Origin of the sequence: Kitasatospora sp. NBC_01266, assembly GCF_036242395.1 — a bacterium.
In the GTDB taxonomy this organism is placed as follows: domain Bacteria; phylum Actinomycetota; class Actinomycetes; order Streptomycetales; family Streptomycetaceae; genus Kitasatospora.
In genome coordinates this window covers 161,649-186,298 of the sequence record NZ_CP108458.1, presented here as the reverse complement: position 1 = coordinate 186,298, position 24,650 = coordinate 161,649, and the positions used below count along the sequence as shown (strand labels likewise).

25 protein-coding genes and 1 pseudogene are annotated in these 24,650 nt (G+C 73.1%); 16 read left to right on the top strand and 10 right to left on the bottom strand.

The window, feature by feature from the left end; all coding sequences use genetic code 11:
- The first annotated feature begins 41 nt into the window (after positions 1-41).
- Positions 42-800: a DeoR/GlpR family DNA-binding transcription regulator gene (locus OG403_RS00880; protein WP_329560541.1), complete on the top strand. Its 759-nt coding sequence runs from the start codon at positions 42-44 to the stop codon at positions 798-800.
- A gap of 131 nt (positions 801-931) precedes the next feature.
- On the opposite strand, the gene OG403_RS00875 is transcribed toward OG403_RS00880, so the two are convergent.
- Both OG403_RS00875 and OG403_RS00870 read right to left on the bottom strand, forming a co-directional pair.
- Positions 932-1,351 carry a DUF7144 family membrane protein gene (locus OG403_RS00875; RefSeq protein WP_329560539.1) on the bottom strand — a complete coding sequence of 140 codons (420 nt, stop codon included), beginning with the start codon at positions 1,349-1,351 and terminating at the stop codon, positions 932-934.
- Positions 1,352-1,483: 132 nt separating this feature from the next.
- Positions 1,484-1,816 carry a carboxymuconolactone decarboxylase family protein gene (locus OG403_RS00870; protein ID WP_329560537.1) on the bottom strand — a complete coding sequence of 111 codons (333 nt, stop codon included), beginning with the start codon at positions 1,814-1,816 and terminating at the stop codon, positions 1,484-1,486.
- Between the two features lie 418 nt (positions 1,817-2,234).
- On the opposite strand from OG403_RS00870, the gene OG403_RS00865 reads away from it, so the two are divergent.
- Together OG403_RS00865 and OG403_RS00860 are read left to right on the top strand one after the other, a co-directional pair.
- Positions 2,235-3,182: an ABC transporter ATP-binding protein gene (locus tag OG403_RS00865; RefSeq protein ID WP_329560535.1), complete on the top strand. Its 948-nt coding sequence runs from the start codon at positions 2,235-2,237 to the stop codon at positions 3,180-3,182.
- Entirely contained in the window at positions 3,179-3,991 is an 813-nt protein-coding gene (locus OG403_RS00860) for an ABC transporter permease (protein ID WP_329560533.1), read from the top strand. Before OG403_RS00865 ends, OG403_RS00860 begins: the two co-directional genes overlap by 4 nt.
- A gap of 302 nt (positions 3,992-4,293) precedes the next feature.
- Here the strand turns inward: OG403_RS00860 and OG403_RS00855 are convergent, their stop codons facing one another.
- Positions 4,294-4,809, bottom strand: a complete 516-nt coding sequence (locus OG403_RS00855; protein WP_329560531.1) for a hydrogenase maturation protease — start codon at positions 4,807-4,809, stop codon at positions 4,294-4,296.
- A 172-nt stretch (positions 4,810-4,981) separates the two neighbouring features.
- Here OG403_RS00855 and OG403_RS00850 point away from each other — a divergent pair, with 172 nt between their 5' ends.
- The 7 genes from OG403_RS00850 to OG403_RS00820 all read left to right on the top strand — a co-directional run bounded on the left by OG403_RS00850 (position 4,982) and on the right by OG403_RS00820 (position 10,929).
- Positions 4,982-6,124, top strand: coding sequence for a 4Fe-4S dicluster domain-containing protein (locus OG403_RS00850; RefSeq protein ID WP_329560530.1), 1,143 nt, complete (start codon positions 4,982-4,984; stop codon positions 6,122-6,124).
- Entirely contained in the window at positions 6,121-6,567 is a 447-nt protein-coding gene (locus OG403_RS00845; protein ID WP_329560528.1) for a cyclic nucleotide-binding domain-containing protein, read from the top strand. The genes OG403_RS00850 and OG403_RS00845 overlap by 4 nt, the downstream gene beginning before the upstream one ends.
- Positions 6,564-7,358, top strand: coding sequence for an FAD/NAD(P)-binding protein (locus OG403_RS00840; protein ID WP_329560527.1), 795 nt, complete (start codon positions 6,564-6,566; stop codon positions 7,356-7,358). Before OG403_RS00845 ends, OG403_RS00840 begins: the two co-directional genes overlap by 4 nt.
- A gap of 1 nt (position 7,359) precedes the next feature.
- A complete protein-coding gene (locus OG403_RS00835) occupies positions 7,360-8,142 on the top strand; it encodes an oxidoreductase (RefSeq protein ID WP_329560526.1) in 783 nt (260 codons plus the stop codon).
- Entirely contained in the window at positions 8,139-9,518 is a 1,380-nt protein-coding gene (locus OG403_RS00830; protein WP_329560525.1) for a Ni/Fe hydrogenase subunit alpha, read from the top strand. Before OG403_RS00835 ends, OG403_RS00830 begins: the two co-directional genes overlap by 4 nt.
- Before the next feature lie 165 nt (positions 9,519-9,683).
- Positions 9,684-10,193: a flavodoxin domain-containing protein gene (locus OG403_RS00825; protein ID WP_329560524.1), complete on the top strand. Its 510-nt coding sequence runs from the start codon at positions 9,684-9,686 to the stop codon at positions 10,191-10,193.
- 100 nt (positions 10,194-10,293) lie between these two features.
- Positions 10,294-10,929, top strand: coding sequence for an Rv1733c family protein (locus OG403_RS00820; protein ID WP_329560523.1), 636 nt, complete (start codon positions 10,294-10,296; stop codon positions 10,927-10,929).
- A 43-nt stretch (positions 10,930-10,972) separates the two neighbouring features.
- Here the strand turns inward: OG403_RS00820 and OG403_RS00815 are convergent.
- Positions 10,973-13,397, bottom strand: a pseudogene (locus OG403_RS00815) (glycoside hydrolase family 65 protein).
- Entirely contained in the window at positions 13,394-13,630 is a 237-nt protein-coding gene (locus OG403_RS00810; RefSeq protein WP_329560521.1) for a hypothetical protein, read from the bottom strand. The pseudogene OG403_RS00815 and the gene OG403_RS00810 overlap by 4 nt, the downstream one beginning before the upstream one ends.
- Before the next feature lie 166 nt (positions 13,631-13,796).
- Between OG403_RS00810 and OG403_RS00805 the strand changes: the two genes are divergently transcribed.
- The gene (locus OG403_RS00805; RefSeq protein WP_329560520.1) at positions 13,797-16,550 is read left to right on the top strand and encodes a bifunctional acetate--CoA ligase family protein/GNAT family N-acetyltransferase; all 2,754 of its coding nucleotides are present in this window, start codon (positions 13,797-13,799) and stop codon (positions 16,548-16,550) included.
- 32 nt (positions 16,551-16,582) lie between these two features.
- On the opposite strand, the gene OG403_RS00800 is transcribed toward OG403_RS00805, so the two are convergent.
- The 3 genes from OG403_RS00800 to OG403_RS00790 form a co-directional block, all read right to left on the bottom strand.
- Positions 16,583-17,473: a universal stress protein gene (locus OG403_RS00800; protein ID WP_329560517.1), complete on the bottom strand. Its 891-nt coding sequence runs from the start codon at positions 17,471-17,473 to the stop codon at positions 16,583-16,585.
- Between the two features lie 121 nt (positions 17,474-17,594).
- Positions 17,595-18,833, bottom strand: coding sequence for an APC family permease (locus tag OG403_RS00795; protein ID WP_329560515.1), 1,239 nt, complete (start codon positions 18,831-18,833; stop codon positions 17,595-17,597).
- A 136-nt stretch (positions 18,834-18,969) separates the two neighbouring features.
- Positions 18,970-19,824 (bottom strand): universal stress protein, encoded by an 855-nt coding sequence (locus tag OG403_RS00790; protein WP_329560513.1) that lies wholly within the window; start codon positions 19,822-19,824, stop codon positions 18,970-18,972.
- A gap of 217 nt (positions 19,825-20,041) precedes the next feature.
- Between OG403_RS00790 and OG403_RS00785 the strand changes: the two genes are divergently transcribed.
- From OG403_RS00785 to OG403_RS00775, 3 genes are read left to right on the top strand one after another with little or no spacing between them, the layout of a single operon-like run.
- Positions 20,042-20,710, top strand: coding sequence for a CBS domain-containing protein (locus OG403_RS00785; protein ID WP_329560512.1), 669 nt, complete (start codon positions 20,042-20,044; stop codon positions 20,708-20,710).
- Positions 20,711-20,738: 28 nt separating this feature from the next.
- On the top strand, positions 20,739-21,122 hold the full coding sequence (locus OG403_RS00780) for a hypothetical protein (RefSeq protein ID WP_329560511.1): 384 nt from the start codon (positions 20,739-20,741) through the stop codon (positions 21,120-21,122).
- A gap of 20 nt (positions 21,123-21,142) precedes the next feature.
- Positions 21,143-22,147, top strand: a complete 1,005-nt coding sequence (locus tag OG403_RS00775; RefSeq protein WP_329560509.1) for an IS3 family transposase — start codon at positions 21,143-21,145, stop codon at positions 22,145-22,147.
- A 167-nt stretch (positions 22,148-22,314) separates the two neighbouring features.
- On the opposite strand, the gene OG403_RS00770 is transcribed toward OG403_RS00775, so the two are convergent.
- Positions 22,315-22,539, bottom strand: a complete 225-nt coding sequence (locus OG403_RS00770) for a universal stress protein (protein ID WP_329560506.1) — start codon at positions 22,537-22,539, stop codon at positions 22,315-22,317.
- A 559-nt stretch (positions 22,540-23,098) separates the two neighbouring features.
- Here OG403_RS00770 and OG403_RS00765 point away from each other — a divergent pair.
- Positions 23,099-24,106 (top strand): 1-phosphofructokinase family hexose kinase, encoded by a 1,008-nt coding sequence (locus tag OG403_RS00765; protein ID WP_329560504.1) that lies wholly within the window; start codon positions 23,099-23,101, stop codon positions 24,104-24,106.
- Here OG403_RS00765 and OG403_RS00760 read toward each other — a convergent pair.
- Positions 24,101-24,256 carry a hypothetical protein gene (locus tag OG403_RS00760; RefSeq protein WP_329560503.1) on the bottom strand — a complete coding sequence of 52 codons (156 nt, stop codon included), beginning with the start codon at positions 24,254-24,256 and terminating at the stop codon, positions 24,101-24,103. The two genes, OG403_RS00765 and OG403_RS00760, sit on opposite strands and share 6 nt — an antisense overlap.
- On the opposite strand from OG403_RS00760, the gene OG403_RS00755 reads away from it, so the two are divergent.
- Positions 24,250-24,597, top strand: a complete 348-nt coding sequence (locus OG403_RS00755; protein ID WP_329560502.1) for a hypothetical protein — start codon at positions 24,250-24,252, stop codon at positions 24,595-24,597. The genes OG403_RS00760 and OG403_RS00755 overlap by 7 nt on opposite strands.
- Positions 24,598-24,650: the final 53 nt, after the last annotated feature.

Sequence of the window (24,650 nt, the reverse complement as noted above, 5' to 3'; positions counted from 1 at the left end):
ACCATACATGCAGAAACGTGCAAGAACAGGAGAGAATACGGATGCTGGCTGCTGAACGACGCGACCACCTGATCGGCCTGCTCGCCCGCCAGGGCAAGATCGTCGCCAAGGACGTCGCCGCCGAACTGGGCATCTCCGAGGACAGCGTGCGGCGCGACCTACGCGACCTCGCCGCCGAGGGACTGTGCCAGCGGGTCTACGGCGGCGCGCTTCCGGTGTCGCCGGCGGTGGTGGACTACGCCGCGCGGCAGAGCGTGGCCCCGGACGGCAAGCGGAAGGTCGCCGCGGTGGCCGCCGCTCTGGTGCGGCCGGGCGGCACAGTGATCCTCGACGGCGGCACCACCGCCCTCGCCGTCGCCCGCGCGCTCCCGCAGGACCTGGCCTGCACCGTGATCACCCACAGCCCGACGATCGCCGCGGCCCTGCTCGACCATCCGCAGGCGGAGCTCTTCCTGCTCGGCGGCCGCGTCTTCAAGCACTCGGCGGTCGCCTGCGGTGCCGCCGCGGTCGAGGCCGCGCAGAACATCTCCGCCGACCTGTGCCTGCTCGGCGTCACCGGCGTGCACCCCGAAGCGGGACTGACCACCGCGGACGTCGAGGAGGCCGCGATGAAGCGCGCCCTCGCCGCGCGGGCGGCGGACACCTACATCCTCGCCTCCCGCGAGAAGATCGGCACGGCTTCGCGGTTCCGCGTGCTGCCCTGGGAGAAAGTCAGCGGACTGATCACCGACGCCGACCCCCACGACGCGGTCGTCGAGCAACTCAGAGCGCGCGGTGTGGAGATCCTGGCAGCCGGCTGACAGCCACGACCCGAACAACGGCAGCACCAACCGGCCGGCACGTCATCCGGACCGTCAACTCGCCACCATGGTGCGGCTGTCCACGGGAATCGAACCGGCAGCAGCATGAACGGCCCTCCGAGGAAGGCCGCTCAGCCACTCGGCGTCCGGTCGTCGCGGACCACACAGAGCCCCCAGATGACGAAACCGCAGACGGCCATCACGGTGATGGACCAGAACGGGTAGGAGGGAATGGAGAGGAAGTTGGCGACGATGAGCAGGCCCGCCACGACGACGCCCAGCACGCGGGCCCAGGTCGCCAGGCGGAACAGGGCGGCGCCCATGGCGATGGCCAGGACGCCGAGGACCAGATGGATCCAGCCCCAACTCGTCAGGTCGAACCTGAAGGCGTAGTTCGGGGTCCGTACGAAGATGTCGTCCCCGGCGATCGCCATGATCCCGCGGAAGATGTTCAGCAAGCCGGCGATCAGCAGCAGCACGGCGGCGGCAGCGACCACGCCACTGGCCAACCCGGCGGTGTTCCTGTCGCGGACCTGAGTGGATGAGGACATCAGCGGTCTCGATTCCAGCCGGACGGCTCTCCGTTGACACGGTGGGAAGCACGCGGGCGGCGCCCGCACCTGTGCGGACCGCGGCGCCGCGGCCGACCTGACGGCGGCCGCGCGCCGGTCGGCCCGCTCCGCCTACGCGCCGACTCCGGTGCCCGCCTCGGCCTCGGCCACGGCGATGGCGAAACCGAGGGCGTCGGCCAGGCGGGTCGCTGCCGCCATCACGCGGGCCGTACCCACGATCGGCGCGATGGCCACCAGAACGTCCTGCACCTGACCGGCGGTCACGCCGGACTCCACGCCGGCGCCGATGTGGGCGACGTACGAGATCTCCGGCGCGTCCATGGCGACCAGGGCCGCGATCCGTGTGAGGACCAGGTTGTCCGCCGGAAGCCCGCACCGTTCCACCGAGTCGAGGGTCATGGCCGCGAGAGTGTCGAGAACCGGGGTCTCGGATGCTGTCGTCATCAGGCTCATCTCCTGCAGAGGCCGGGAGCCGACGCGGCCGTCGACGGGAAGCAGGCCTTGCGACGCCGGACACCCCTCCGCTTCCGACCATAGACCACTCCCACCCGCGTGCATCCGGATACCCGTGCGGGCCCGTCGAACTGGGGTAAGGCCCCGGGCGCCGTCCGGCAACGTCCCGGTCCGCTCGGCCTTCCGCACCAGGCGATGAACGGCCCGCACCGAGCCGCCGCACCGCACGTCCGCGGCTTCCTCGGGCGGAGCGTCGGGACCTGCGGGGCGGGGGAGAGGGCCTTGTGGGCCTCCCGCCCGCGCGCTCGTGCTGGTTGACTGCGTACCCGGCCGCCGGGTGCCCGGCATCGTCCGAAGTTCCAGGCGGGACAAGGGTTCGCGACAGCACCGAGGAAAGAGGGACGAGGCGATGACTGACCCCGCGATCGAAGCCACCGGGCTGGTCAAGCGGTACGGCAACGCGCGTACCGGCAGGACCGCCCTGGCCGGCCTCGACCTCACCGTCGAACGCGGCCAGGCGTTCGGCTTCCTCGGCCCCAACGGCGCCGGGAAGACCACCATGATCCGCCTCCTGCTGGACCTCATCCGGCCCACCTCCGGGTCGCTGCGCGTGCTGGGCGCCGATCCGCGCGACAACACCAGGACGCGGGGCCGGATCGGTTACCTGGCCGGTGACTTCCGGATCGACGGCCGTCAGACCGGGCACGAGGCCCTGACCTACCTCGGCGACCTGCGCGGCGGCGTCCCGGCCGCGAGGATCACCGAACTCGCCGAGCGCCTGGACCTGGACCTGAGCCGCCGGATCAGCACCCTGTCGAAGGGCAACCGGCAGAAGGTCGGCGTCGTCCAGGCGTTCATGCACACCCCGGAGCTGCTCATCCTGGACGAGCCGACCAGCGGTCTGGATCCGTTCCTGCAGCAGCGGTTCGTCGAGATGGTGCAGGAGGCGGGCGGCAACGGCCAGACCGTCTTCATGTCCTCGCACGTGCTGAGCGAGGTGCAGCAGACCTGCCGGCGGGTCGGCATCATCCGCGAAGGCGAACTGGTCACCGTCGCGGACGTCGAGGAGCTGCGCCAGTCGGCCCACCGCAGGGTCGAGATCGCCTTCGCCGCCGAACTCGGCACCGAGGTCTTCGACCGGCTGCCCGGACTGCGGAACGTCACCGTGACCGGGACCGCCGACGGCGGCAGCGTGCTGCGGGCGATCCTCGCCGGCAGCCCCGACGCCCTGGTGAAGGCCGCCGCCCGGTTCGAGGTGACCAGCCTGCTGGCTGAGGAGCCGGAGCTGGAGGAGATCTTCTTCACCTTCTACGAGCAGGAGTCCCACGGGAACGGATCGAAGGGCCTGGCGTCATGAGCATCACCGTCCTGCGCAAGCACCTGAGGGACAACCGGCGCGGCTTCCTGGGCTGGGCGCTGTCGATCACCGCGATCGCGGCCATGTACTCCTCGATGTGGCCGGTCATGGGCGGGAACTCGGGCCTGGCCACCGCGATCGACTCGTTCCCGAAAACGCTGCGCGACGCGTTCCACCTGCAGGACTACGGCACCGCGGCGGGCTACTTCGGCTCGACGGTCTTCGGCCTGCTCGTCCCGATCCTGCTCGCCGTCTTCGCCGTCTCGGCCGGCGCCCGGGCGATCGCCGGCGACGAGGAGGCCGGCACGCTCGACCTGGTACTGGCCCACCCGGTCGGCCGGCTGCGGCTCGCCGTGTCCCGCTGGCTCGCGGTGCTGGCCGCGGTCCTGCTGGCCGGAGCGGTACTCCTGCTCGTCGAGCTGGCCATCCGGGTGCCGGCCGGGTTCACCGCGCTGAGCATGGCGAACCTGGCCGCCATGACCCTCCAACTCGTGCTGTTCGGCTGCTGCTTCGCCTCGATCGCCTTCGGCATCGGCGCCTGGACGGGGCGCCGCGCGTACGCGATCGTCGGCGGGGCCTACCTGACCGTCGCCGCCTACCTGTGCGACTCCTTCCTGCCGCAGATCAACGGCCTGCACTGGACCCAGTACTGCTCCCCGTTCTACTGGTACCTGGGAGGCGAGCCGCTGGTGAACGGCGTCCAGTGGACCCACTGCGCGCTGCTGGCCGGGGTCGGCCTGGGCTTCGCCGCGATCGGGATCCGGGGGTTCGGCCGCCGCGATCTGGCCCAGGGCGGCGACCGCGCCTGAGGGACCAACGGCCCTGCCACCAGGGCTGTTCCGGACAACGCAACCGACCGTCCGGGAACGGCCGCGGTGCCGTGTTCGAGGCGTTGATCGCCTGGCGGTACCTGGTGGCCACCGGGCCCGTGAGGCCGCAGGCCCGGGTGCCCGAGGACCGGACAAGGTCGTAGCGGGGGGCCCGCGGCCCTCGACTACCGGGCGAGGAGTGGAAAGGCACCTCCTGGGTGGCCGTACCGAGCTCGGCCCGGCGGACTCCGCCGCGAACACGCCGGGACCTGAGCCGGTACGTCGGCTCAGGTCCCGCGTGCTCAGGCGGGTGCGGTTCGATCGTGGAGACTCCTGCGATGGGACGTGAGCTCCCGCGTGATTCGTTCCGCGAGCGGTTCCACGGCGGCCGAGACCGGTGTCGACAGGCCCTGGCCGAAGGCGGTGTCGGCGCCTTCGACGGCGTAGACGACAAGTCGGGTCGGGAGCCGGTCCAGCGCGCGGGCGAGCTCGACGGCTTCCCCGAGGCCGAGACCGTGCGAGCTCGTCGGGCCGCCGGAGCCGGGCAGGCCCGCGGCGTCGACTTCGAGGCGGTGCACGCGACCGGGGTGTCCGGGGTGCGCGTGCGCGGCGTCCACCACGACGGCCAGGTCGGCGCCCTCCCACAAGGTGATGAGGCGGGCAGGCTCCCCGTCGCACACCCGCAGCGCGGTGCCGCTCGGCAGCGCCCGGTCCCCGGTGCGCGCCGCCAGGCCGGCCACGACGGCCCGGCCCACTCCGTCGTCGCGGCGGTACTCGTTGCCGACACCGATGACGACGATCCGCGTCGCGAGGTTCATGTGCTTCGCTCTCCCCGGCCGCCCTGCCGGTCAGTCGTCGGTGGGCGTCACAGGCTCCGCACGGGTCAATGGCGCGGCCACCTGGAGCAGAGCCGGTCCCGTCCTCCCGGATCGGGGGCGGATCGCTGCCGATACTGGCCTGGAACAGCAGCGCGGGCACGGGAGGCTGAGGATGGCGGACGACGCCGCGGTGATCGACAAGGGCGGCTTGGACCGGCTGATCGCGGTGCTCGCCGCCCGCGGCCGCACGGTCGTGGGGCCCACGGTCCGGGACGGGGCGATTGTGCTGGCCGAGATCTGCGGCGGCGACGACCTGCCCTACGGCTGGGGCGTCGAGCTGGCGGCGGGCAGCTACCGGCTGCGCGCCCGCGAGGACGGCGCCGTGTTCGCGCACAGCGCGGGCCCGCAGTCCTGGAAGACCTTCCTGCACCCGCCGCGCGAGCGCCAGTGGAGCACCGACCGCGGCGCCGACGGCGAGCTGGTGGTGACCGAGGACCGGACACCGCCTGCGTCGTACGCCTTCCTCGGCGTGCGCCCGTGTGACCTGCGGGCCATCGCGATCCAGGACCGGGTGCTGACCGGTGGGATGTACACCGATCCGGCCTACCTCGGCCGGCGGGAGCGGGCCTTCCTGGTGGCCGTGGAGTGCACCGACCCGGGTGCCACCTGCTTCTGCGTCTCCATGGGGAGCGGCCCGGCGGCCGGGCCCGGCTACGATCTGGCGCTGACCGAGGTGCTCGACGCCGATGGCCATCGCTTCCTGCTCCGCGCCGGCAGCGAGCAGGGTGAGTCGGTGCTGGCCGAGCTGCCGGCCGTCGACGCCGACGCCGCCACCCGGACCGCGGCACGTGAGCGGGTCGCCGAGGCGGCGGACCGGATGGGCCGCAGCATGCCGCCGGTGGACCTGCGGGTACTGATGCGTGACAGTCTCCTGGCCGAGCGCTGGGACGACGTCGCGGCCCGCTGCCTGACCTGCGGCAACTGCACCATGGTCTGCCCGACCTGCTTCTGCACCACCGTGGAGGACGTCACCGACCTCACCGGTGACCACGCCGAGCGCTGGCGGCGCTGGGAGTCCTGCTTCGACCGGGACTTCTCCCACCTGCCCACCGGCCCGGTCCGCGACTCCGCGCACAGCCGCTACCGGCAGTGGGCCACCCACAAACTCGGCACCTGGCACGACCAGTTCGGCAGCTCGGGGTGCGTCGGCTGCGGGCGGTGCATCGTGTGGTGCCCGGTCGGCATCGACATCACCGAGGAGGCCCACGCGCTGCACCGCGAACGCGGCGGCGCCGAGCGGGAGGGCACGGCGTGACCGCCATCCGCCCCGGCTTCCTGGACGCGCTGCCACCTGGTCACCGCAGGCAGCTGGCCGCCTTCGCCCAGGACGTCTCCTTCCCCGTCGGCACCCGGATCTTCGAGGAGGACGGCGTCGCCGACCGGTTCTGGATCATCCGCTCCGGGCTCGTGGCGCTCGACGTCCATGTCCCGGGCCGGCGCGCGGCCGTCGTGGAGACCCTCGGTGAGGGCGATCTGCTCGGCTGGTCCTGGCTGTTCGAGCCGTACCGGTGGCACCTGGGCGCCCTGACCCGCGCCGCCGTGTCGGCGTCCGAGTTCGACGCGCGGCGGGTGCGCGCCGCCTGCGCGGCGGACCCCGCGTTCGGCCTGGCCGTGACCCACGGCGTGGCCCAGGTGGTGGCGCGGAGGCTGAAGTCCACCCGCACCCGCCTGCTCGACCTGTACGGGCCGTCCGCATGACCGTTCCGTTGCCGTACCGGGTGGTGGACCGCGTGGCCGAGACCCACGACACCGCCACGGTCGTCCTCGAACCGGTCCGCGAGGCCCTGCGGCCTTTCAGTCCTGGGCAGTTCGCGATGGTGTACGCCTTCGGCGCGGGCGACATCCCGCTGTCGGTCTGCGCGATCGACGGCCGGCGGCTGACCCACACCGTGCGCGCGGTCGGGGCGGTCTCCGGCGCGCTGCACGCGCTGCGCCCCGGTGCGACCGTCGCAGTGCGCGGCCCGTTCGGCACCGGCTGGGAGCCGGCCGCCGCGGCCGGACTGGACCTGCTCGTGGTGGCCGGCGGCATCGGGCTCGCGCCGCTGCGCCCGCTGGTGCGCGAGGTGCTCGCCGCACCTGAGCGGTACGGGCGGTTGAGCGTCCTGATCGGCGCGCGCGGGCCCCGCGAACTGCTCTACGCCGAGGAGGTCCGCGGCTGGCCGGCGGCGCTGACCACCGTCGACCGGCCCGACGCGCGCTGGCGGGGCGAGGTCGGCGTCGTGACCACCCTGCTCGACCGCGCCGCCTTCGACCCGCCGCGCGCCGCGGCGTTCATCTGCGGACCCGAACCGATGATCCGGGCCACCGCCGGTGAGTTGGTGCACCGCGGGGTCGTCCCGCACCGGATCAGGGCTTCGCTGGAACGCAACATGCACTGTGCGACCGGCCACTGCGGTCACTGCCAGCTCGGCCCGCTGCTGCTCTGCCGCGACGGGCCGGTCGTCGACTGGACGGTGGCCCGCCCCCTGCTCACGGTGAGGGAGCTGTGAGATGACCTTCGGTGAACGCCCGAAGCTCGCTGTCTGGAAGTTCGCGTCCTGCGACGGCTGCCAGCTGACGCTGCTCGACTGCGAGGACGAACTCCTCGGCATCGCCGAGCGGATCGAGATCTCCCACTTCCTGGAGGCCTCCAGCGCGACCGATCGCGGCCCGTTCGACCTCTCGCTGGTGGAGGGCTCGGTGACCACACCCCAGGACGTCGAGCGGATCCAGCACGTGCGCGCCGTCTCCAAGAGGCTGGTGACCATCGGCGCCTGCGCGACCGCCGGCGGCGTCCAGGCGCTGCGCAACTACGTGGACGTCGCCGAGTTCCAGGCCGTCGTCTACGCCCGACCGGACTACATCGACACGCTCGCCACCTCCACACCGATCAGTGCGCACGTCGCCGTCGACTTCGAACTGCGCGGCTGCCCGATCAACCGGGGCCAGCTCGTCGAGGTCATCACCGCCTACCTGGCCGGGCGCAGACCGGACGTGGCCAACCACAGCGTCTGCTTCGAGTGCAAGCAGCGCGGCACCACCTGCGTCACGGTGGCCCACGGCACGCCGTGCCTGGGCCCGGTCACCCACGCCGGATGCGGTGCGCTCTGCCCTGCGTACGGGCGCGGCTGCTACGGCTGCTTCGGCCCGTCCGACTCCACCAACTTCCCCGCTTTCATCCCCCTGCTGCGCCGCGACGGCATGGACACCCTCGACATCGTCCGGGTGCTGCGCACCTTCAACACCGCTGCCCCGGAGTTCGAGGCCGCCTCCCGGAAGGAGCTCGACCAGTGACCCACCGCGGCTCCCGGGTACTGCACGTCGGCTCGCTCGCCCGGGTCGAGGGTGAGACGGCACTGCACCTGCTCGTGGACGGCGGTGAGGTCACCGAGGCCCGGCTGGCGATCTACGAACCCCCGCGTTTCTTCGAGGCGTTCCTGCGCGGACGCTCCTACACCGAGCCGCCCGACCTCACCTCCCGGATCTGCGGGATCTGCCCGGTCGCCTACCAGCTGAGCGCCTGCCGGGCCGTCGAGGACGCCTGCGGCATCGTCGTGGACGGTCAACTCGCCGCGCTGCGCAGGCTGCTGTACTGCGGCGAGTGGATCGAGAGCCAGACGCTGCACGTCCACCTGCTCCACGCGCCGGACTTCCTCGGCTGCGCCGGTGCCGTCGAGCTGGCCCGTACCCGGCGCGCGGACGTCGAGCGCGGCCTGCGGCTCAAACAGGCCGGCAACGCGATCGTGGAACTGCTCGGCGGCCGGGCCATCCACCCCGTCAACGTCCGGCTCGGCGGCTTCCACCGCATCCCGAGCGTGGCCGAACTGCGGCTGTTGGCCGAGCAGTTGCGCCGAGCCCGGGACGACGCACAGCAGACCGTGCGCTGGGTGGCCGGCTTCGAGTTCCCTGACGCCGACTGCGACCACGACCTGCTCGCGCTGGCCGAGCCCGGCAGCTACGCCATCGAGTCCGGCACGCCGGCGGTCATGCCCGCCCCGGAGACCGCCGGCCTGCCCGCCGACTCCGACCGGGCGCTGCCCATCCGCAGCTTCGGACTCCCCGCGTTCAGTGACCACGTCGTGGAGCGCCAGGTGTCCCACTCCACCGCGCTGCACTCCCGGTTGGACGGGCGCCGCCACCTGACCGGCTCGCTCGCCCGCTACGCGATCAGCGGCCGCTGGCTCTCCCCGATCGCCCTCCAAGCCGCCCAGGACGCCGGACTCGGCGACCCCCGGCGGGGCACCGTCTGCCGCAACCCCTTCCGCAGCATCGTCGTCCGCGCGGTCGAGGTGCTCTACGCCGTCGACGAGGCCCTGCGCATCATCGACGCCTATGAACCCGCACCGCGCCCGTACGTGGAGGTACCCGCGCGAGCCGGCACCGGATACGGCGCCACCGAAGCGCCGCGAGGCCTGCTGTACCACCGCTACACCCTCGACTCGGACGGTGCGGTCACCGACGCCGTCCTGGTCCCGCCGACCGCTCAGAACCAGGGGGCGATCGAGGAGGACCTGCGCCGGATCGTGCGGGACCGCCTGCGGGCGGGCGATCCCGGAGACGCGGAGCTGACCGCCCTGTGCGAACGGGCGATCCGCAACCACGACCCGTGCATCTCCTGCTCGGCCCACTTCCTCGACCTCACGGTCGAGCGTGGTGGAAGCGGTTCCTGAACGCTCCCGCCACGGGCGTGCCAGGCGTCCGTCCCCGGGCGGGAAGGGGCGGCTCGGACCCCACAGCATGGGGCCGAGCGGCCCTTCCCCCTGGCGGCCGGTGCGGCCAGGCTGGGGGTACCGGTCGGCCGCACGGGCCGGACGGCGTACCGCAGGAGGTGTGCCATGAGGAGGCAGCGAGTCCTGGTGGCCTACGGCAGCAAGCACGGTGCCACGGCCGGTATCGCCGAGGAGATCGGCCGCACGCTCCAGGAGGACGGCTTCGAAGCCGCGGTCCACCCGGCGTCCGACGTGCGCGATGTGGAGGCGTTCGACGCGGTGATCCTGGGGGGTTCGCTCTACGCGGGCCACTGGAACCGGGATGCCATGCGCTGCGCTCACCGCAACGCCGAGGCGTTGACGCACCGGCCGGTGTGGCTGTTCAGCAGCGGCCCGGTGGACAGCTCGGCCGACCGGCACGAGATCCCGCCGGTGCCGGCGGTCGCCGAGGAGATGGCACGGCTGCACGCGAAGGAGCACCGGACCTTCGGCGGCAGCATCACCGCCGAGACACCCGGCCTCGTCGCCCGGACCCTGGTGAAGCACGACCAGGGCGGCGACTTCCGCAACACGCGGGCGATCCAGCGCTGGGCCCACCAGGTGGGCGAGGAGCTGCGTGCCGGCGAGGAGGCGTAGTCGCCCGGGACCGGGCCGGGTAAGCCCCAGGGATCGCGGATCGCGGCGCGACAGACCGAGCACCGGGCCGCACAATCCCTCAGCACCGAGGAGGCACGCCATGTCCGCCGCATCCGCCTCGCCCTCGGACCGGGGCTCGGGCACGGCCCTCACGCGTGAGCTGCGGCGCGCCGCCGGACGGGACCACAACCCGCTGTGCCGCCCGGCCGACCGGGCCCGCAGCCGACTTGGGCTCGCCCTCGCGGTGACGCTGGCGCTGTCCGTCGTCATGGGTGTACTGCTCGCCCTGACGCTGCTGGCCGGCATGCGGGCCCAGGCGCACCGGACGGCGCTGCACCGCCACCAGGTGACGGCCACCACGCTGGCCGTGGCGAGCGGCAGCTCCGTGCTGACGACCGCGCCCGTGCGGGCCTCCTGGGACTACCCGCGGGGCGACCACCGCACCGGTGTGATCCGGCTGGCCGTCGGTACGGCGTCGGGAGCCGTCGTACCGCTCTCGGTCGACGATGCCGGCAACCCCGCGGCCCCGCCGCAGCCCGACAGTCGGCTGGCGACGACCGCCGGCATGTACGGCCTGGGCGCCTTCACCGCTGCTGGAACGATCGTGTGGACCGGCTACGCGGTGGGCCGCCGGATGCTCGACCGGCGGGCCGAGCAGGCGTGGGAGCCCGACTGGGAGCGGGTTGAACCGCTCTGGTCCGGACGCAGCCGCCGACCGGAGAACGGTGAACGCTGAACGGTGCGGCCGCAGTCCGGCGGGCGGCCGGCGCGAGTACCGGTCAGAGCGTGAAGCCGTGGCTCTCACCCGGTCGGATCACCGTCGTCGAACCTCGCACGGAGACCCGGATCGGCGGCTGGTGGCTGTCGGGCGGGCTGACGGTGGCGGTGTGCCGGTCGACGGTGATCCGTACGGCCCAGTGGCCCCGGTAGCGCAGGTCGAGTTCGAGGTGGCCGAGTGCGGAGGGCAGGTGCGGGTCCAGCCAGAGGGTGTCTTCGCGGATCTCCAGGCCGGTGTAGCAGCGCTGCAGGAGGTCGACGGCGCCGGCCATCGCGCCGAGGTGGATGCCCTCGGCGGTGGTGCCGCGCTGGAGGTCCTGGGGCACCTCGCGGCCGGAGGCCGGGGGAAGGTCGCCGCTGAGCGCGTCGCGGAAGAACCGCCAGGACCTGCGGCGGTCGGCGCGGGTGAGGACCCAGGCGTGCACGACCGCGCTGAGGGTCGAGCCGTGGACGGTTCGGCGCAGGTAGTAGTCGGTGGTGCGGCGCAGCAGTTCGTGTCCGGCCGGGTAGCCGAGGCGGCGCAGCAGGTCGCGCAGTTCGCGCGGGGAGAAGAGGTAGCAGAGCATCAGGACGTCGGCCTGCTTGGACGCCTTGTAGGTGTTGACGGTGTCGCCTTCGGCTTCCAGGATCCGGTCGAGGCGCCGCAGGTCGGGGTAGCGGTGTCGGTACGCCGTCCAGTCCAGCTCGGCCAGACGGTCGTAGCCGTCGAACTGGCTGATCACGCCGTCGTGGAACGGCACGTAGAGGTGGCGGCCGACCTCCTGCCAGCGGTCCAGTTCGGTGCGGTCGATGGCCAGGCGCTCCAGCAGTTCGTCCCGGCGGTAGTCGGGCAGCAGGTCGACGGTGTCCAGCGCACGGGCCAGCACCCAGGAGGCGAGCACGTTGGTGTAGGCGTTGTCGTCCAGGCCCGGACCCTCGGCCCACGGGTAGGCGTCGTGGTACTCGTCCGGGCCGAGGACGCCGCGGATCGAGTACCGCCGGCGGGCCGGGTCGTGAGCGGCGGTGGCGGACCAGAAACGGGCGATCTCCAGCAGCATCTCGGCGCCGGTGGTGGCGAGGAAGTCGAGGTCGCCGGTGGCCTGGTAGTGCTGCCAGATGTTGTAGGCGATGGCCGAGCCGACATGCCGCTGCAGGTGGCTGTGGTCCGGGAGCCAGCGGCCGGAGAGCGGGTTGAGGTGCAGTTGCTGGGACTCCTCCCGGCCGTCGCTCGCGCTCTGCCACGGGTACATCGCGCCGCGCAGGCCCGCCTGGCGGGCGGCGTCCAGGCGTCGGTGGCGGTAGCCGATCACGGCGCGGGCCAGTTCGGGGAAGCGCAGGTTGAGCAGGCGCAGCACGAACAGTTCGTCCCAGAAGACGTGGCCGCGGTAGCCCTCGCCGTGCAGGCCGCGGGCCGGGACGCCGACGTCCAGGTCCACCGAGTGCTCCGAGTAGGTCTGCAGCAGGTGGAACAGGTTCAGGTGGAGTGCGAGGCCGCCGTCGAAGTCGGCCTCGATCCGGCAGCGCCGCCACAGCTCGGCCCAGCGCAGGCCGTGGTCGTGCAGCAGCTGCTCGAAGTCGGGCGCCTGGACCGCCAGGCGCAGGGCGGCCGGCAGGGGTGCGTCGATGGCGGGGTCGCGGGAGGTGTACACGGCCACCGTCTTCTCGACGGTGACGGGGCGGCCCTCGGTGAGGTCCAGGATGAGCAGTTCGGCGGCCCAGCCGTCCCGCAGCTCGGTGGTGCGGTGGAGCGCGGGCGGGGTCTTCCGGGTACGGGCGGCGAGAGCGATGTGCAGGGACGAGCCCGCGGTGACGACCTGCAGCCACAGCGTGCCGTCCTCAGCCACTCCCTGCCCCGCGGGGGTGAGGTGACGACTGGTCAGCCCCTGGTAGCGGGCCACCCCGGTGTTGGCGACGGTGCCGTCCAGGGCGGAGCGGACCTCGAGCGGGCCGGACCAGTTCTCCGCCGTCAGCTCGGTCTCCAGCGCGACCAGGTGGGGCTGGGCCTGGCTGGCGATGCGGCGCTGTACCAGGCGGGTCCTGCGTCCGTCCCGGTCGACGACCAGCGCGTGCCGGGTCAGCACGCCCCGGCGCAGGTCGAGGTCGAGCCGCTGTTCGGCCGGCGGGTCGGCACAGGGGTCCCCCCAGCCGGAGGTTGGGCGACAGGCGCCGCCGGCGGGGCGGAAGGTGAAGGCCTGCCAGTTGGGGCAGTTGACCAGGTCCTCGTTCTCGACGGTCCGTCCGCCGGCCACCGAGGCCGCCCGGTCGTAGACGCCCGCCAGGTAAGGTGCCCGGATAGTGCACGCCGTCTGCCCGCGACTCGGGCGCGGCGGCCCGACTGACCAGGTAGCCGTTGCCCACCGCACACAGCACCTCGCGAACACCCTCCTCGGCCGCCTCGAAGCCCTCGAAAACCAGCTGCCAGGCGTCCGGTCGGTCCAGGTCGTTCACGGCAGCGAACCGGGCGGGAGGATCAGCCCCACCGTGCTGCCCTGCGGCCTGACCCGCACCCGGATCTCGCGACCGCCGTCCGGCTGTTCTCGGGCGTCCCGAGGACGTCCGCGGCGCCGGCCGTGGGTCCGCGGCTCGGGGGCCGACCCGGTGGCCCCGGTGACGACCCGGCGGCCCACGTCGCCGTGGTGGGCGGGGTCCGGCACGGCGGGGTCGCGCCCCTCGTCGCTCATGAACATCTCCTCACCTGCCCACTCCTCGCGGATGCTCCCTCCTATCGTCGGTCGGCCCGCCGGATGCCGCGAGGGCCGGTCGGGACGGCGTGCGGGGACCACCCGGCCCTATCCGCCCGGCCGACCCGGCGGGAGTGTGGAGGCGGGGCCGAGCGAGGGAGCCGAGATGTCCACCGTCGAGTACCCGCCGCGAACCGTCGAGGCGTTGCTGGCCGACGGCACCACCGCGGTGATCCGCCCGTTGTCCGCGGCTGACCACGCCGCCGTGCTGGACCTGCACGGCGAGCGGATGTCCGAAGGCAGCCGGCGGTGGCGCTTCTTCGGCGCCAGCCGCCGCGCACCGGAACTGGCCGCCGACCGGCTGTGCGGCACCGCGCACCCGACCGGGCTGCTGGCGCTGGGCGCCTGGGTGGACGGCGAACTGGTCGGGGAGGCGGACTGCGAGCCGGCCCAGGACCGCCCCGAGGCCGCCGAACTCGCCCTGGCCGTCGCGGACGCCTGGCAGCACCGGGGCGTGGGGACGCTGCTCGTCGAGCACCTGGTCCACGCGGCCCGCGAGCACGGCATCACGACGTTCGAGGCCGACACGCTGGCCGGCAACCGTGCGGTGCACCGCCTCTTCACCGACCTGGGACTGCCGGTCCACCGCCGCTTCGAACAGGGCGAGGTCAGGGTGCTGGTGCCGCTGGAGGACGAGGCGGAGCACTACCGGGAGGCCGTCGACGAGCGTGGCCGCAGCGCCGACGTGGCCAGCCTGGCGGCACTCCTGCGCCCGCGATCGGTGGCGGTGATCGGCGCCTCCCGCCGGATGGGGTCGGTCGGGCGGACGGTGCTGGTGAAGATCCGCCGCAACGGCTTTGCCGGGGACCTGTGGGCGGTCAACCCCTACGCTTCGGAGATCGCGGGCGAGCCTGCCCATCCGTCGCTCGCCACCCTGCCGGGCACCCCGGATCTCGCCGTGCTGGCGGTGCCCGCCGGCGCGGTGCCCGGCGCGGCCGAGGAGTGCGGGGTCGCCGGGGTCCGCGCGCTGGTGGTCCTCACCGCGGGCCTGGACGCCGACCAGGCCCGGCAGTTGATGTACTCCTGCCGCCGGCACAGCATGCGGCTGGTCGGACCGAACAGCCTGGGCATCGCCCAGCTGGACCCGGCCGTGCGGCTGGACGCCGAATTCGGCGGGGCCGCCGCGCGGACCGGAACGGCCGGGGTCGCGGTGCAGTCCGGCGGGGTCGGCATCGCGCTGCTGGGGCAGTTGGCTCGCCTCGGCATCGGGGTCTCCAGCTTCGTCTCGCTCGGCGACAAGTACGACGTGAGTGGCAACGACCTGCTGCAGTGGTGGGAGGGCGACGGCCGCACCGACCTGGCGCTGCTGCACCTGGAGTCCTTCGGCAATCCACGCGCCTTCTCCCGCACCGCCCGCCGGGTGGCCAGGAGCCTGCCGGTGCTCACCGTCGACGCAGGGCGCTCGGCCGCCGGTCGGCGGGGTGCCGCCTCGCACACCGCGGCGGCGGCCACCCCGACGGTGACCCGTGAGGCGCTCTTCCGCCAGGCGGGCATCACCGCCACCCGCAGCGTCGCCGAACTCGTGGAAGCGGCCGCGCTGCTGCACGCCCAGCCGCTGCCCGGCAGCCGGGGTGCGGTCGCCGTGGTCTCCAACGCCGGCGGGATCGGCATCCTGGCCGCCGACGCCTGCGCCGAAGCCGGTTTGAGCCTGCCGGAGCTTTCCGCCGCCACGACCGCCACGTTGCTCGACCTGCTGCCGGACGGCGCCGCGGTGGGCAATCCGATCGACACCACGGCGGCCGCCGATCCCGACGAACTGGGCCGCTGCGTGCGGGAACTGGTGAAGGGCGGTGCCGTCGACGCGGTACTCGTCGCGATCGTGCCGACCGCCCTGAGCGCGGCCACCGGCCTCGATCCCCTGCGGGTGCTGCTGGACGGCCCGGTCGAAGGCCGGGGCCGGGTACCGGTGGTGCTGGTGCTGCCCGACCAGGACGTGACCGTGCGCTACCTGAACCGCGCGGGCGGCGGGCTGCTGCCCGCCTACGCGGATCCGGTGGCCGCCGCGCGCGCCCTCGCGCACGCGCGGGACCGGGCGCGCTGGCTGGCCGAGCCGTCATCGCCGCCCGTGGCCGTGGCCGACACCTCCGACAGCGCGGTGGCCCGGCACCTGGCGCAGGCGTTCCTCGCGGAGCACCCGGAGGGCGGCTGGCTCGACCCGAAGGAGACGGCTGATCTGCTGGACTGCTACGACCTGCCGCTGACCACCTCGATCTGGGCGCGCGGAGAGCACGACGTGCTGCTGGCCGCCCGCACGCTCGGGCAACTCGGCCATGACGGCGAGTCGGTGCTCAAGGCGTACTGGCCCGACCAGCTCCACAAGAGCGCGGCCGACGCCGTCCGTACCGGGCTTGGCGGGTCGGACGAGGTCCGGGCCGCGTACCGCGAGTTCGAGGCGCGCTTCGGCGAGTCGATGGCGGGCGTCGTGGTGCAGCCGATGGCCGCCCCCGGCCTGGAACTGCTCGCCGGCGTCGTCCAGGACCAGGTCTTCGGCCCGCTGGTCATGCTCGGCCTGGGCGGGACAGCCACCGACCTGCTGGACGACCGCTCGGCCCGGCTCGCCCCGCTCACCGAGCGCGACCTGACCACCATGGTCACCGAACTGCGCTCCGCCCCGCTGCTGACCGGGCGCCCCGGCACGCCCCCGGTGGACCTGGCGGCCCTGCGCCGGGTGCTCACCGGGCTCTCCCGGCTGGCCTGTGACCTCCCGCAACTGGCCGAGGCTGACCTCAACCCGCTGATCGCCCGACCCGGCGGCCTGCTCTGCGTGGACGCCCGGGTCCGACTGGAACCCAGGCCCGCCTTCGATCCCTACCTGCGACAGCTGCGCCGCCCGGCCGCCGCTCAGCGGGCACAGGGCTGACCGGTGTCCCAGCGGAGCAGGTGAGGCGCAGGTCAACGGAACGGGACGACCGCGACCGGACACCGCACGTGGTGGATCACCGCATGCGCCACCGGCCCCAGATGCGCTCCCAGCGGGCTGCTCCGGTGCCGGGCACCGATGACCAGCAGCCCGGCGTGCGCGGCTTCGTCCACCAGGACGATGCCGGCGTGGCCGCGGATCACCTCGGTCGCCACCGGCTGGTCGGGGTACTTCGCGCGCCAGGGAGCGAGCGCCGCCGCCAGGCGGCGCCGTTCGTCGTCGGCCAACTCCTGGTCCATGCCGCCGATCGCGGCGAACGCCATGTACTCGCTCCCGGGCGGCGGACCCCAGGCGCGCACCACGGTCAACGGGACCCGGCGCAGCGAGGCGCTCTCGAAGGCGAAGGCGAGTGCCGCCTCGTAGGGGTGCTCCAGATCCAGGCCCAGGGTGACGCCCGGCCCCGGGCCGGGCGGCTGCGCCGGTTCGTCGGCCTGGCGGTCAGGGTCGGTCGCCGGGGTCTCGGCCCGGACCAGGACGACCGGGCAGTCGGCACGGCCGAGCACCTGCTGGCTCACCGAGCCGACCACGAAGCCGCGCAGTGTGCCGAGCCCGCGAGACCCGAGCACCAGCATCGTGGCCCGGTCGGCCGCGGCTTCCAGCACGGCCACCGGGTCGTCCGGAACGTACGTCGCCCGCACGTCCAGATCGGGGAAGCGGGTGCGGATCTCGTCCGCCTGATCAGCCAGTTGCCGGCGCCCCCAGTGCTCGGCCGGCCCGGTGCCCGGGGCCTTGCTCGGCGATCCGGGCCAGGCCTGGATGATCTCCAGCGGTAGCCCGCGCCGCCGTGCCTCGCGGGCGGCCCAGTCGGTGGCGGTCGCGCTCTCGGCCGATACGTCGAATCCGGCGATGATCAGTCTGTTCACGGTGTGATCCTCCGGTCTCACTCCCGCCCCGGGGCGCGGGCCCGTCCTCCATCCTGCGCACCGCTGGGCGGGGCGGGCCAGCGGAGCGGCTGCCACGCCCGGCGTTCGCCGCCCGCGCGGGTCAGCCGCGGGTGAACGCCCGGCGCAGGCCGTAGACCGCGGCGCCCAGGGCGAGCACGAGGGCTCCCCAGAGCACCGAGGCGGCCGGCAGGGCGACGGCCAGGGCCAGGCAGCCGACCGCGCCGAGGACGGGGACGATGCGTGGCGGCCGTCCCTCCGCGGGCGTGAGGGTCCAGGCGGCGGCGTTGGCCACCGCGTAGTAGGCCAGGACACCGAACGAGGAGAAGCCGATCGCGCCGCGTACGTCCGTCGTCGCGGCGAGGACGGCGACCACCGCGCCCACGGCCAGTTCGGCGCGGTGCGGGACCTGGAAGCGCGGGTGGACGGCGGCGAGTGCGGACGGCAGGTGGTGGTCGCGGGCCATCGCCAGGGTGGTGCGCGAGACGCCCAGGATCAGGGCGAGCAGCGAGCCGAGCGAGGCGACGGCGGCCCCCGCCCGGACCACCGGCACCAAGCCCGGGGCTCCGGCCGCTCGCACCGCGTCGGCGAGCGGTGCGGCGGCGTGGGCGAGGCGGTCCGGGCCGAGCACGGCCAGCACCGCGACCGCGACGACCGTGTAGACGGCCAGCGTGATGCCCAGCGCCAGCGGGATCGCGCGGGGGATGGTGCGGCCCGGATCGCGGACCTCCTCACCGAGGGTCGCGATCCGCGCGTAGCCGGCGAAGGCGAAGAAGAGCAGCCCGGCGGCCTGCAGCACACCGCCGGCGCGCGCGTCCGCGCCGACGTCCAAGTTGGCCGCGAGGGCCGTGCCCCCGGACAGGCAGGCCGTGACCACGGCGGCCAGCACCGCCAGGACGGCCGCCACGATCAGCCGGGTGAGCCAGGCGGCCTTCTGCACCCCGGCGTAGTTCACGGCCGTCAGTGCCACCACCGCGCCGACCGCGACGGCGTGCTCCTGTCCGGGCCAGACGTACGAGCCGACCGTCAGCGCCATCGCCGCGCAGGACGCGGTCTTGCCGACCACGAACCCCCAGCCCGCCAGGTACCCCCAGAACGGGCCGAGCCGCTCGCGTCCGTAGACGTAGGTGCCGCCGGACTGCGGATAGCGGGCGGCCAGCCGGGCGGAGGAGGTGGCGTTGCAGAAGGCCACCACGGCGGCTGCGGCCAGTCCGATCAGCAGCCCGGAGCCCGCGGCTCGGGCGGCCGGGGCGAGCGCGGCGAAGATCCCCGCGCCGATCATCGATCCCAGTCCGATCACCACGGCGTCGAACACGCCCAGGCGCCGCTGCAGTGTCCGCACGACCCGCTCCTCACCCCGCAGACCGCCTGCGACCAGCGGAACGATAGAGGAGCGTGCTGTCGCGCGGGTGAACTCCCGACCATCCCGCACCGCCCTGCCCCGCCGCGCGGACCGGGCCGACGCGGTCCGCCGAAAGTCAGGTGGGCACGACGGCGACCGGGCAGGTCGCGTGCAGGACGGTGGCCTGGCTCGTCGAGCCCAGGCGGCCGAGCGGGCCGTGCGGCTCGCCGCGGCGGCCCACCACGACCAGCTGGTGCTCGCGCGAACGCGCGACCAACTCCCCGGCGGGGTGGGCCCGCACCGCCCTCTCGGTGACATCGACCTGCGGGAACCGCTCACGCCAGCCGGCCAGCACCTCGGCGACCAGCCGGTCCTGCTCCGCGGCGATGTGGCCCTCCTCGAAGACCGGAGGGTTGGTGTGGCCGGGCATCGCGATCAGCGGGTAGGACCAGGCGTGCAGGGCGAGCAGCGGCAGGTTCCGCCGCTGGGCGAAGTCGAAGGCGAACGCCAGGACTTCGGCGTCCCCGTGGTCGCCGTGGATGCCCGCGACCACCCCGCCCCGGCCGGGCCCGGTGTCGGTGGGGCGGACCACCACCAAGGGGCAGGTCGCCCGCGCGGCGACGAAGAGGCTGGTCGAGCCCGCCAGCAGTCCCGGGAACCCGCCCGATCCGCGTGCCCCCAGCACCAGGAGGTCAGCGCCGCGCGCCGCGTCGGTCATGGCATCGCGCAACCGGCCGTCCAGCAGCTCGATCGAGACCTCCAGGTCCGGGTGCTGCCGCAGGGTCCGGGCCAGGGCCTCGTCGAGCAGCGCCTCGCCGGCCTCCCTGCTGGGCGGTGACTCCTGACCGTCGGGCGTCTTCGTGCTCTCCGCGACCCAGATGTGCCGCACGCTCAGTGGTTCGGCGCGCAGGGCCGCCTCGTCGGCCGCCCAGTCGAGCGCGTGCCTGCTGGCCGGTGACGAGTCCATCCCCACGATGACTGGCTTGCCCATCGTCGGCTCCCTTCGGTCGTTCGGGCTGGGTGAGCGGACCTGGGCGGGTGGTCCATGGTCTCCTGCGAAGCCGGAGGACCTCCTTCCATCCTGAGCCCGCGCCTGCCTGCTGTCGTGGCCGGGTCGGCCCTGGTGGGTGGGCCGAACGACCCTGGGGAGAGCGGTAGGGCGGGTGCAGAGTGGGGGTACGGGAGCCGAGCTGTGAGGAGTGAGGACCATGCAGCACCGCACTGTCCACGACGTGATGACCCGGGAGGTCGTCACCGCGCGGTCGGACACGCCGTTCAAGGAGGTCGCGGCGCTGTTCCACCGCAACGACGTCACCGCGATACCGGTCATCGACGACCAGGGCCGTCCGCTCGGTGTGGTCTCCGAGGCCGACCTGATCCGCAAGGAGGCCGTGCTGCCCGATCCGGAGGGACGCGACCCCGGCCGCTGGCTGGACGCGCACGACCGGGCCCGGGCCGAGGCGGAGACCGCCGGTGGCCTGATGACCAGCCCGGCCGTCACCGCCCGGGCCGGCTGGAGCGTCGCCGAGGCGGCCCGGGCGATGGACAAGCACAAGGTCAAGCGCTTGCCGGTGGTGGACGAGGTAGGCCGCCTGGTGGGCATCGTCAGCCGCAGCGACCTGCTGCAGGTGTTCCTGCGGCACGACTCGGCGATCCGCGAGGAGATCAACCACGACGTCCTCGGTCAGACCCTGTGGCTGGCCCCCGACGAGGTCCGGGCGGCTGTGCACGATGGCGTGGTCACACTGACCGGCCGGGTGCCCCGTCGGAGCCTGGTGCCGATCACGGAGCAGCTGTGCAGGGCGGTGGACGGCGTGGTGGCGGTCCCCTCTCTGTCAGCCTTGGGTGAGACGTCCCGCTTTGTCGGGTTAGCCTGAGAGGGCCCGAGTAGGAGTTCCACCCCTGATGACCAGCACCAATCCGTCCGCAGCCGACCCGGCTCCCCGGCCGAAGCGCCGCACGTTCAGTCCCGAGTACAAGCTTCGGATCGTGGCCGAGTACGACGCCGCGCCCGAGGGCGAGAAGGGCGCGGTCCTGCGCCGCGAGCGCCTGTACCACTCGCACGTCACCGAGTGGCGGGCCGCGCGCGATGCCGGGGCCCTGGAGAACCTGGTCGACCACCGCACGAGCCCGGCCCGCCCGAAGAAGTCCGCCGCCGAGGTCGAGAACGAGAAGCTGCGCCGCCAGGTGGAACGGCTGGAGAAGGAACTCGCCCGGAACAAGGCCGCGTTGGAGGTCCTGGGAAAAGCGTCGGCGCTCTTGGAAATGATCTCCGAGAGCGCGGACTGAGGCACGCCGCCGATCCCGTCGTGGACGAGGCGTTCGCCGCCGTCGAACACGAGCTGGGCGTCACAGCCGCGTGCCGGCTGACCGGCCGCTCCCGGGCCACCCACTACCGCAGCCTGAAGCCGACGCCCGTGCGCGAGCCAAGGTCGCCGCAGGTCCAGCCGTCGGCCCTGACGGCCGAAGAGCGTGACGCGGTAATGGAGTTGATGAACAGCCCCGAGTACGCCGAGCTGGCGCCCGCGCAGATCTGGGCCCGTGAGCTGGACACCGGGCACTACCACTGCTCGGTCTCCACGATGTACCGGATCCTGCGTGAGCGGGGGCAGTCCGGTGAGCGCCGCCGCCAGGCCACCCACCCGGCCAAGACGGTGCCCGAACTGGTCGCCGACGGCCCGTCGCAGGTCTTCACCTGGGACATCACCAAAGCGGCCGGCCCAAGCAAGGGCATCTGGTACCACGCCTACGTCATCATCGACATCTTCAGCCGCTACATCGTCGGCCACACCGTCGAGGCGGCCGAATCAGCCGAGCGAGCCGAGGAGTTGATCCGCGACACCATCACGCGCAACGGCATCGTCCCCGAGACCGTGCACGCCGACCGCGGCACCTCCATGACCTCCAAGAAGGTCTCCCAGCTGCTGATCGACCTCGGCGTCACCAGAAGCCATTCGCGCCCGAAGGTCTCCAACGACAACCCCTACAGCGAAGCCCAGTTCAAGACCACCAAGTACATGTCCGACTATCCCGAACGGTTCGAATCCCTGGCCCACGCCCGCGAATGGTTCGACGCCTTCATCTCGTACTACAACCACGAGCACAGGCACTCAGGCATCGGACTACACACGCCCGCCAGCGTCCACTTCGGCACCGCCGAGGAGATCCGCGACCAGCGGGCCGTCACCCTCGCCGAGGCCTACACACGCCACCCCGAACGCTTCGGCCGCCGCCCCAGACCACCCGAGATCCCGAAGACAGCGTGGATCAACGACCCCGCCAAGCGCAGGGAACCCGCACCACAAACCTCATAGCGTCACGACCGTCTCACTGGACTTGAAATCTTCCGGTCCACCAGACACTGACCTGGGGTGAGGACGACACCGAACCACGGGTGGAGCAGCCGCACGCCTACGGCGCTGGCAGGCGTTGACCGCGCCGGGGCTCGTGCGGGCCGTTCCCGGAGTGGCCGACGTGGAGGTCAGGCCGGCCACAGCGCGCGCAGGGCGTCAGCCTCGGTCGCGAGCTGCTCGCGACCCCAGCGCTCGGCCTGCCCGGTGCCGAGCGGGCGGCTCGGGCCCCAGGGCCAAGCCTGCAGCACCTGGAGCGGCAGGCCGCGCCGCACGGCCTCCCGTGCGGCCCAGCGGGCGGCGGCCCGGCTGGGCTCTGAGCCGTCGAAGCCGGTGATGATCTGCTGGTTCGCCACGGCCTCGCCTCCAATCCGGTGCGCTCGTGTCGGTGCGGGCGCCTCTCCATCCTGCGCGCCGCCCGGCGCGGGGCGCGAGCGCTGCCGGGCGGCGGCGGTGCGCTGTTCGTCCGGGCCGCCGCGATGAGTTCGCCCAGGACGGTTTCGGTGAATCACGGTCGGTGAGGGACAGGCGGCTGGAGTGCCACCGCTGGACGGCGGGGTAAAGGGAAGCAATGTCCGAAGGGGGGAGCGGGGCGGGAGAGGCTTCCCATGGTGACTGCACCGGCACGGGCGGCGCAGCTCTGATCAAGGGTCCGGCGTCAGAGCACACGCCGGCGGCTGAGGGGTGCCCCCAATCGCGCCTCCTTCGCTCGCGCAGCAGGATGGGAGGAGTGACTGAGTGAGGAGGTCGAGATGGCCTGCGATCTGCTCGTAGACGTGGGCACCGCTGGCCTTCGTGCCCGGACCTGTTCTGGGGCCTCCCCCTGGAGTTCCGTCTCCCTCCGGACAACCCGGGAGAGCGGCCACGGACGATCGGGATCACAGTCATCGTGTCACCGCGCTGAGTGGTGCTGAAGTGTCCGGATCGCTCGCGGCGGGTGGCGGCGGGAGGAGCCCGCTGTCGGAAGCAACGCGTCCGATCCTCACTCTGACGGTCAACCCCACCGTCGACATCTGCTGCGAGGTCGATCGTCTGGCCGACATCGGCAAGACCCGCGCCCAGGTCAGGTTCGTGGCTGCCGGCGGCGGAGGGATCAACGTTGCCCGGGGTGTGTCGCGGCTCGGAGGGCGGGCGACCGCCATCCACACCGCCGGTCGCGAGGTCGGCCAGCGCTTGAACCGGCTACTGGACGAGGAGGGGGTCGACCACCTCGCCCTCGGGATTGCGGGTGAGACCCGCGAAGCGTTCGTGCTGTTCGAGACCGAGTCACGCCGCAGCTATCACATCGTGCCGCCGGGCCCACGACTGGACGAGCACGAGGGCGGACGTCTCCTGGACGCGCTGGACCGGGCAGCCGGCAGTCACCCGTACGTCGTGGCCAGCGGCAGTCTGCCCGGTGGCCTGCCTGACGACTTCTATGCGGCCGTCGCCCGCAGGGTCAAGGGGGCCGGGTCCCAGCTGGTGCTGGACACCTCGGGGCGGGCCCTGCACGAGTCGCTGCAGGAGAGCGTCTTCCTGCGGAGGTGCAACAATCACGAGGCCGCCAGCCTCGCAGGCCGGGCTGTCCGGAGCTTCGACGACGCCCGCGCCGTCAACGAGTACCTACTCGCTGCGGGAGCGACCGAGGTTGCCATCACCACCCTCGGGGAGCTGGGCGCGCTCTGCTCGACCCGTCACGGCCACACCCAGTTGCGCGCCCCGGGGTTGCCCGGAGAGCCGCTCAGCGATGCCGGGGCCGGAGACGCCATGGTGGCCGCACTCACCTTCCGACTGGCTGCGGGCGACGATCCGGTCGAGGCTTGTGCGCTTGGGGTGGCCGTGGCCGCCGCATCGGTGCTCACTCCCGACACCGAACCGTTCGATCGAGAGGTGGCCGAGTCCCTCTACCCTGCGGTACGGACAAGTCGGCAAGTCGGCTCATGACCGGACTACCCCCTGGGCGTCCGTGCCGGCCAGGCAGGCCACCGCACCGAGGGCGAGCCCTGCGCGCGGGCCGAAGGAGTGGGCGACGACGCCACCGATGGGGCCGCCGATGGGGGTGCTGCCGAGGAAGGTGACCGACCACAGTGCCATCACGCGCCCACCCTGGGCGGCCCGGCCGGATCCACCGCCTGGACCTGAACGGCGAGCGGCTCTCACTGACAGCCGGGACGACGAGTTCGCACGGTCTCGGCCTCGGCGGGGCGGTCGAACTGGCCCGCGAACTCGACCGGCTGCCGCAGCGGCTCGTCGTCTACGCGGTCGAGGGAGCCGAAGGCGGCCTGGGCTTCGGCCTCTCTGCACCGGTGGCAGCCGTCGTGGATCGGCTCACCGAACGGATCGCGGAGGAGATCGCGCTGAGTGCCGCTGGTGGTTGCCGGCCTTGTACCAGGCGCGTGAACCGCCCGGACGCCGACGGCTCGGCATGGTCGTAGCGTGGGAGTGGGGGAGGGCGACTTACGGGCTGAGGTGGGCGATGCGGCATCGC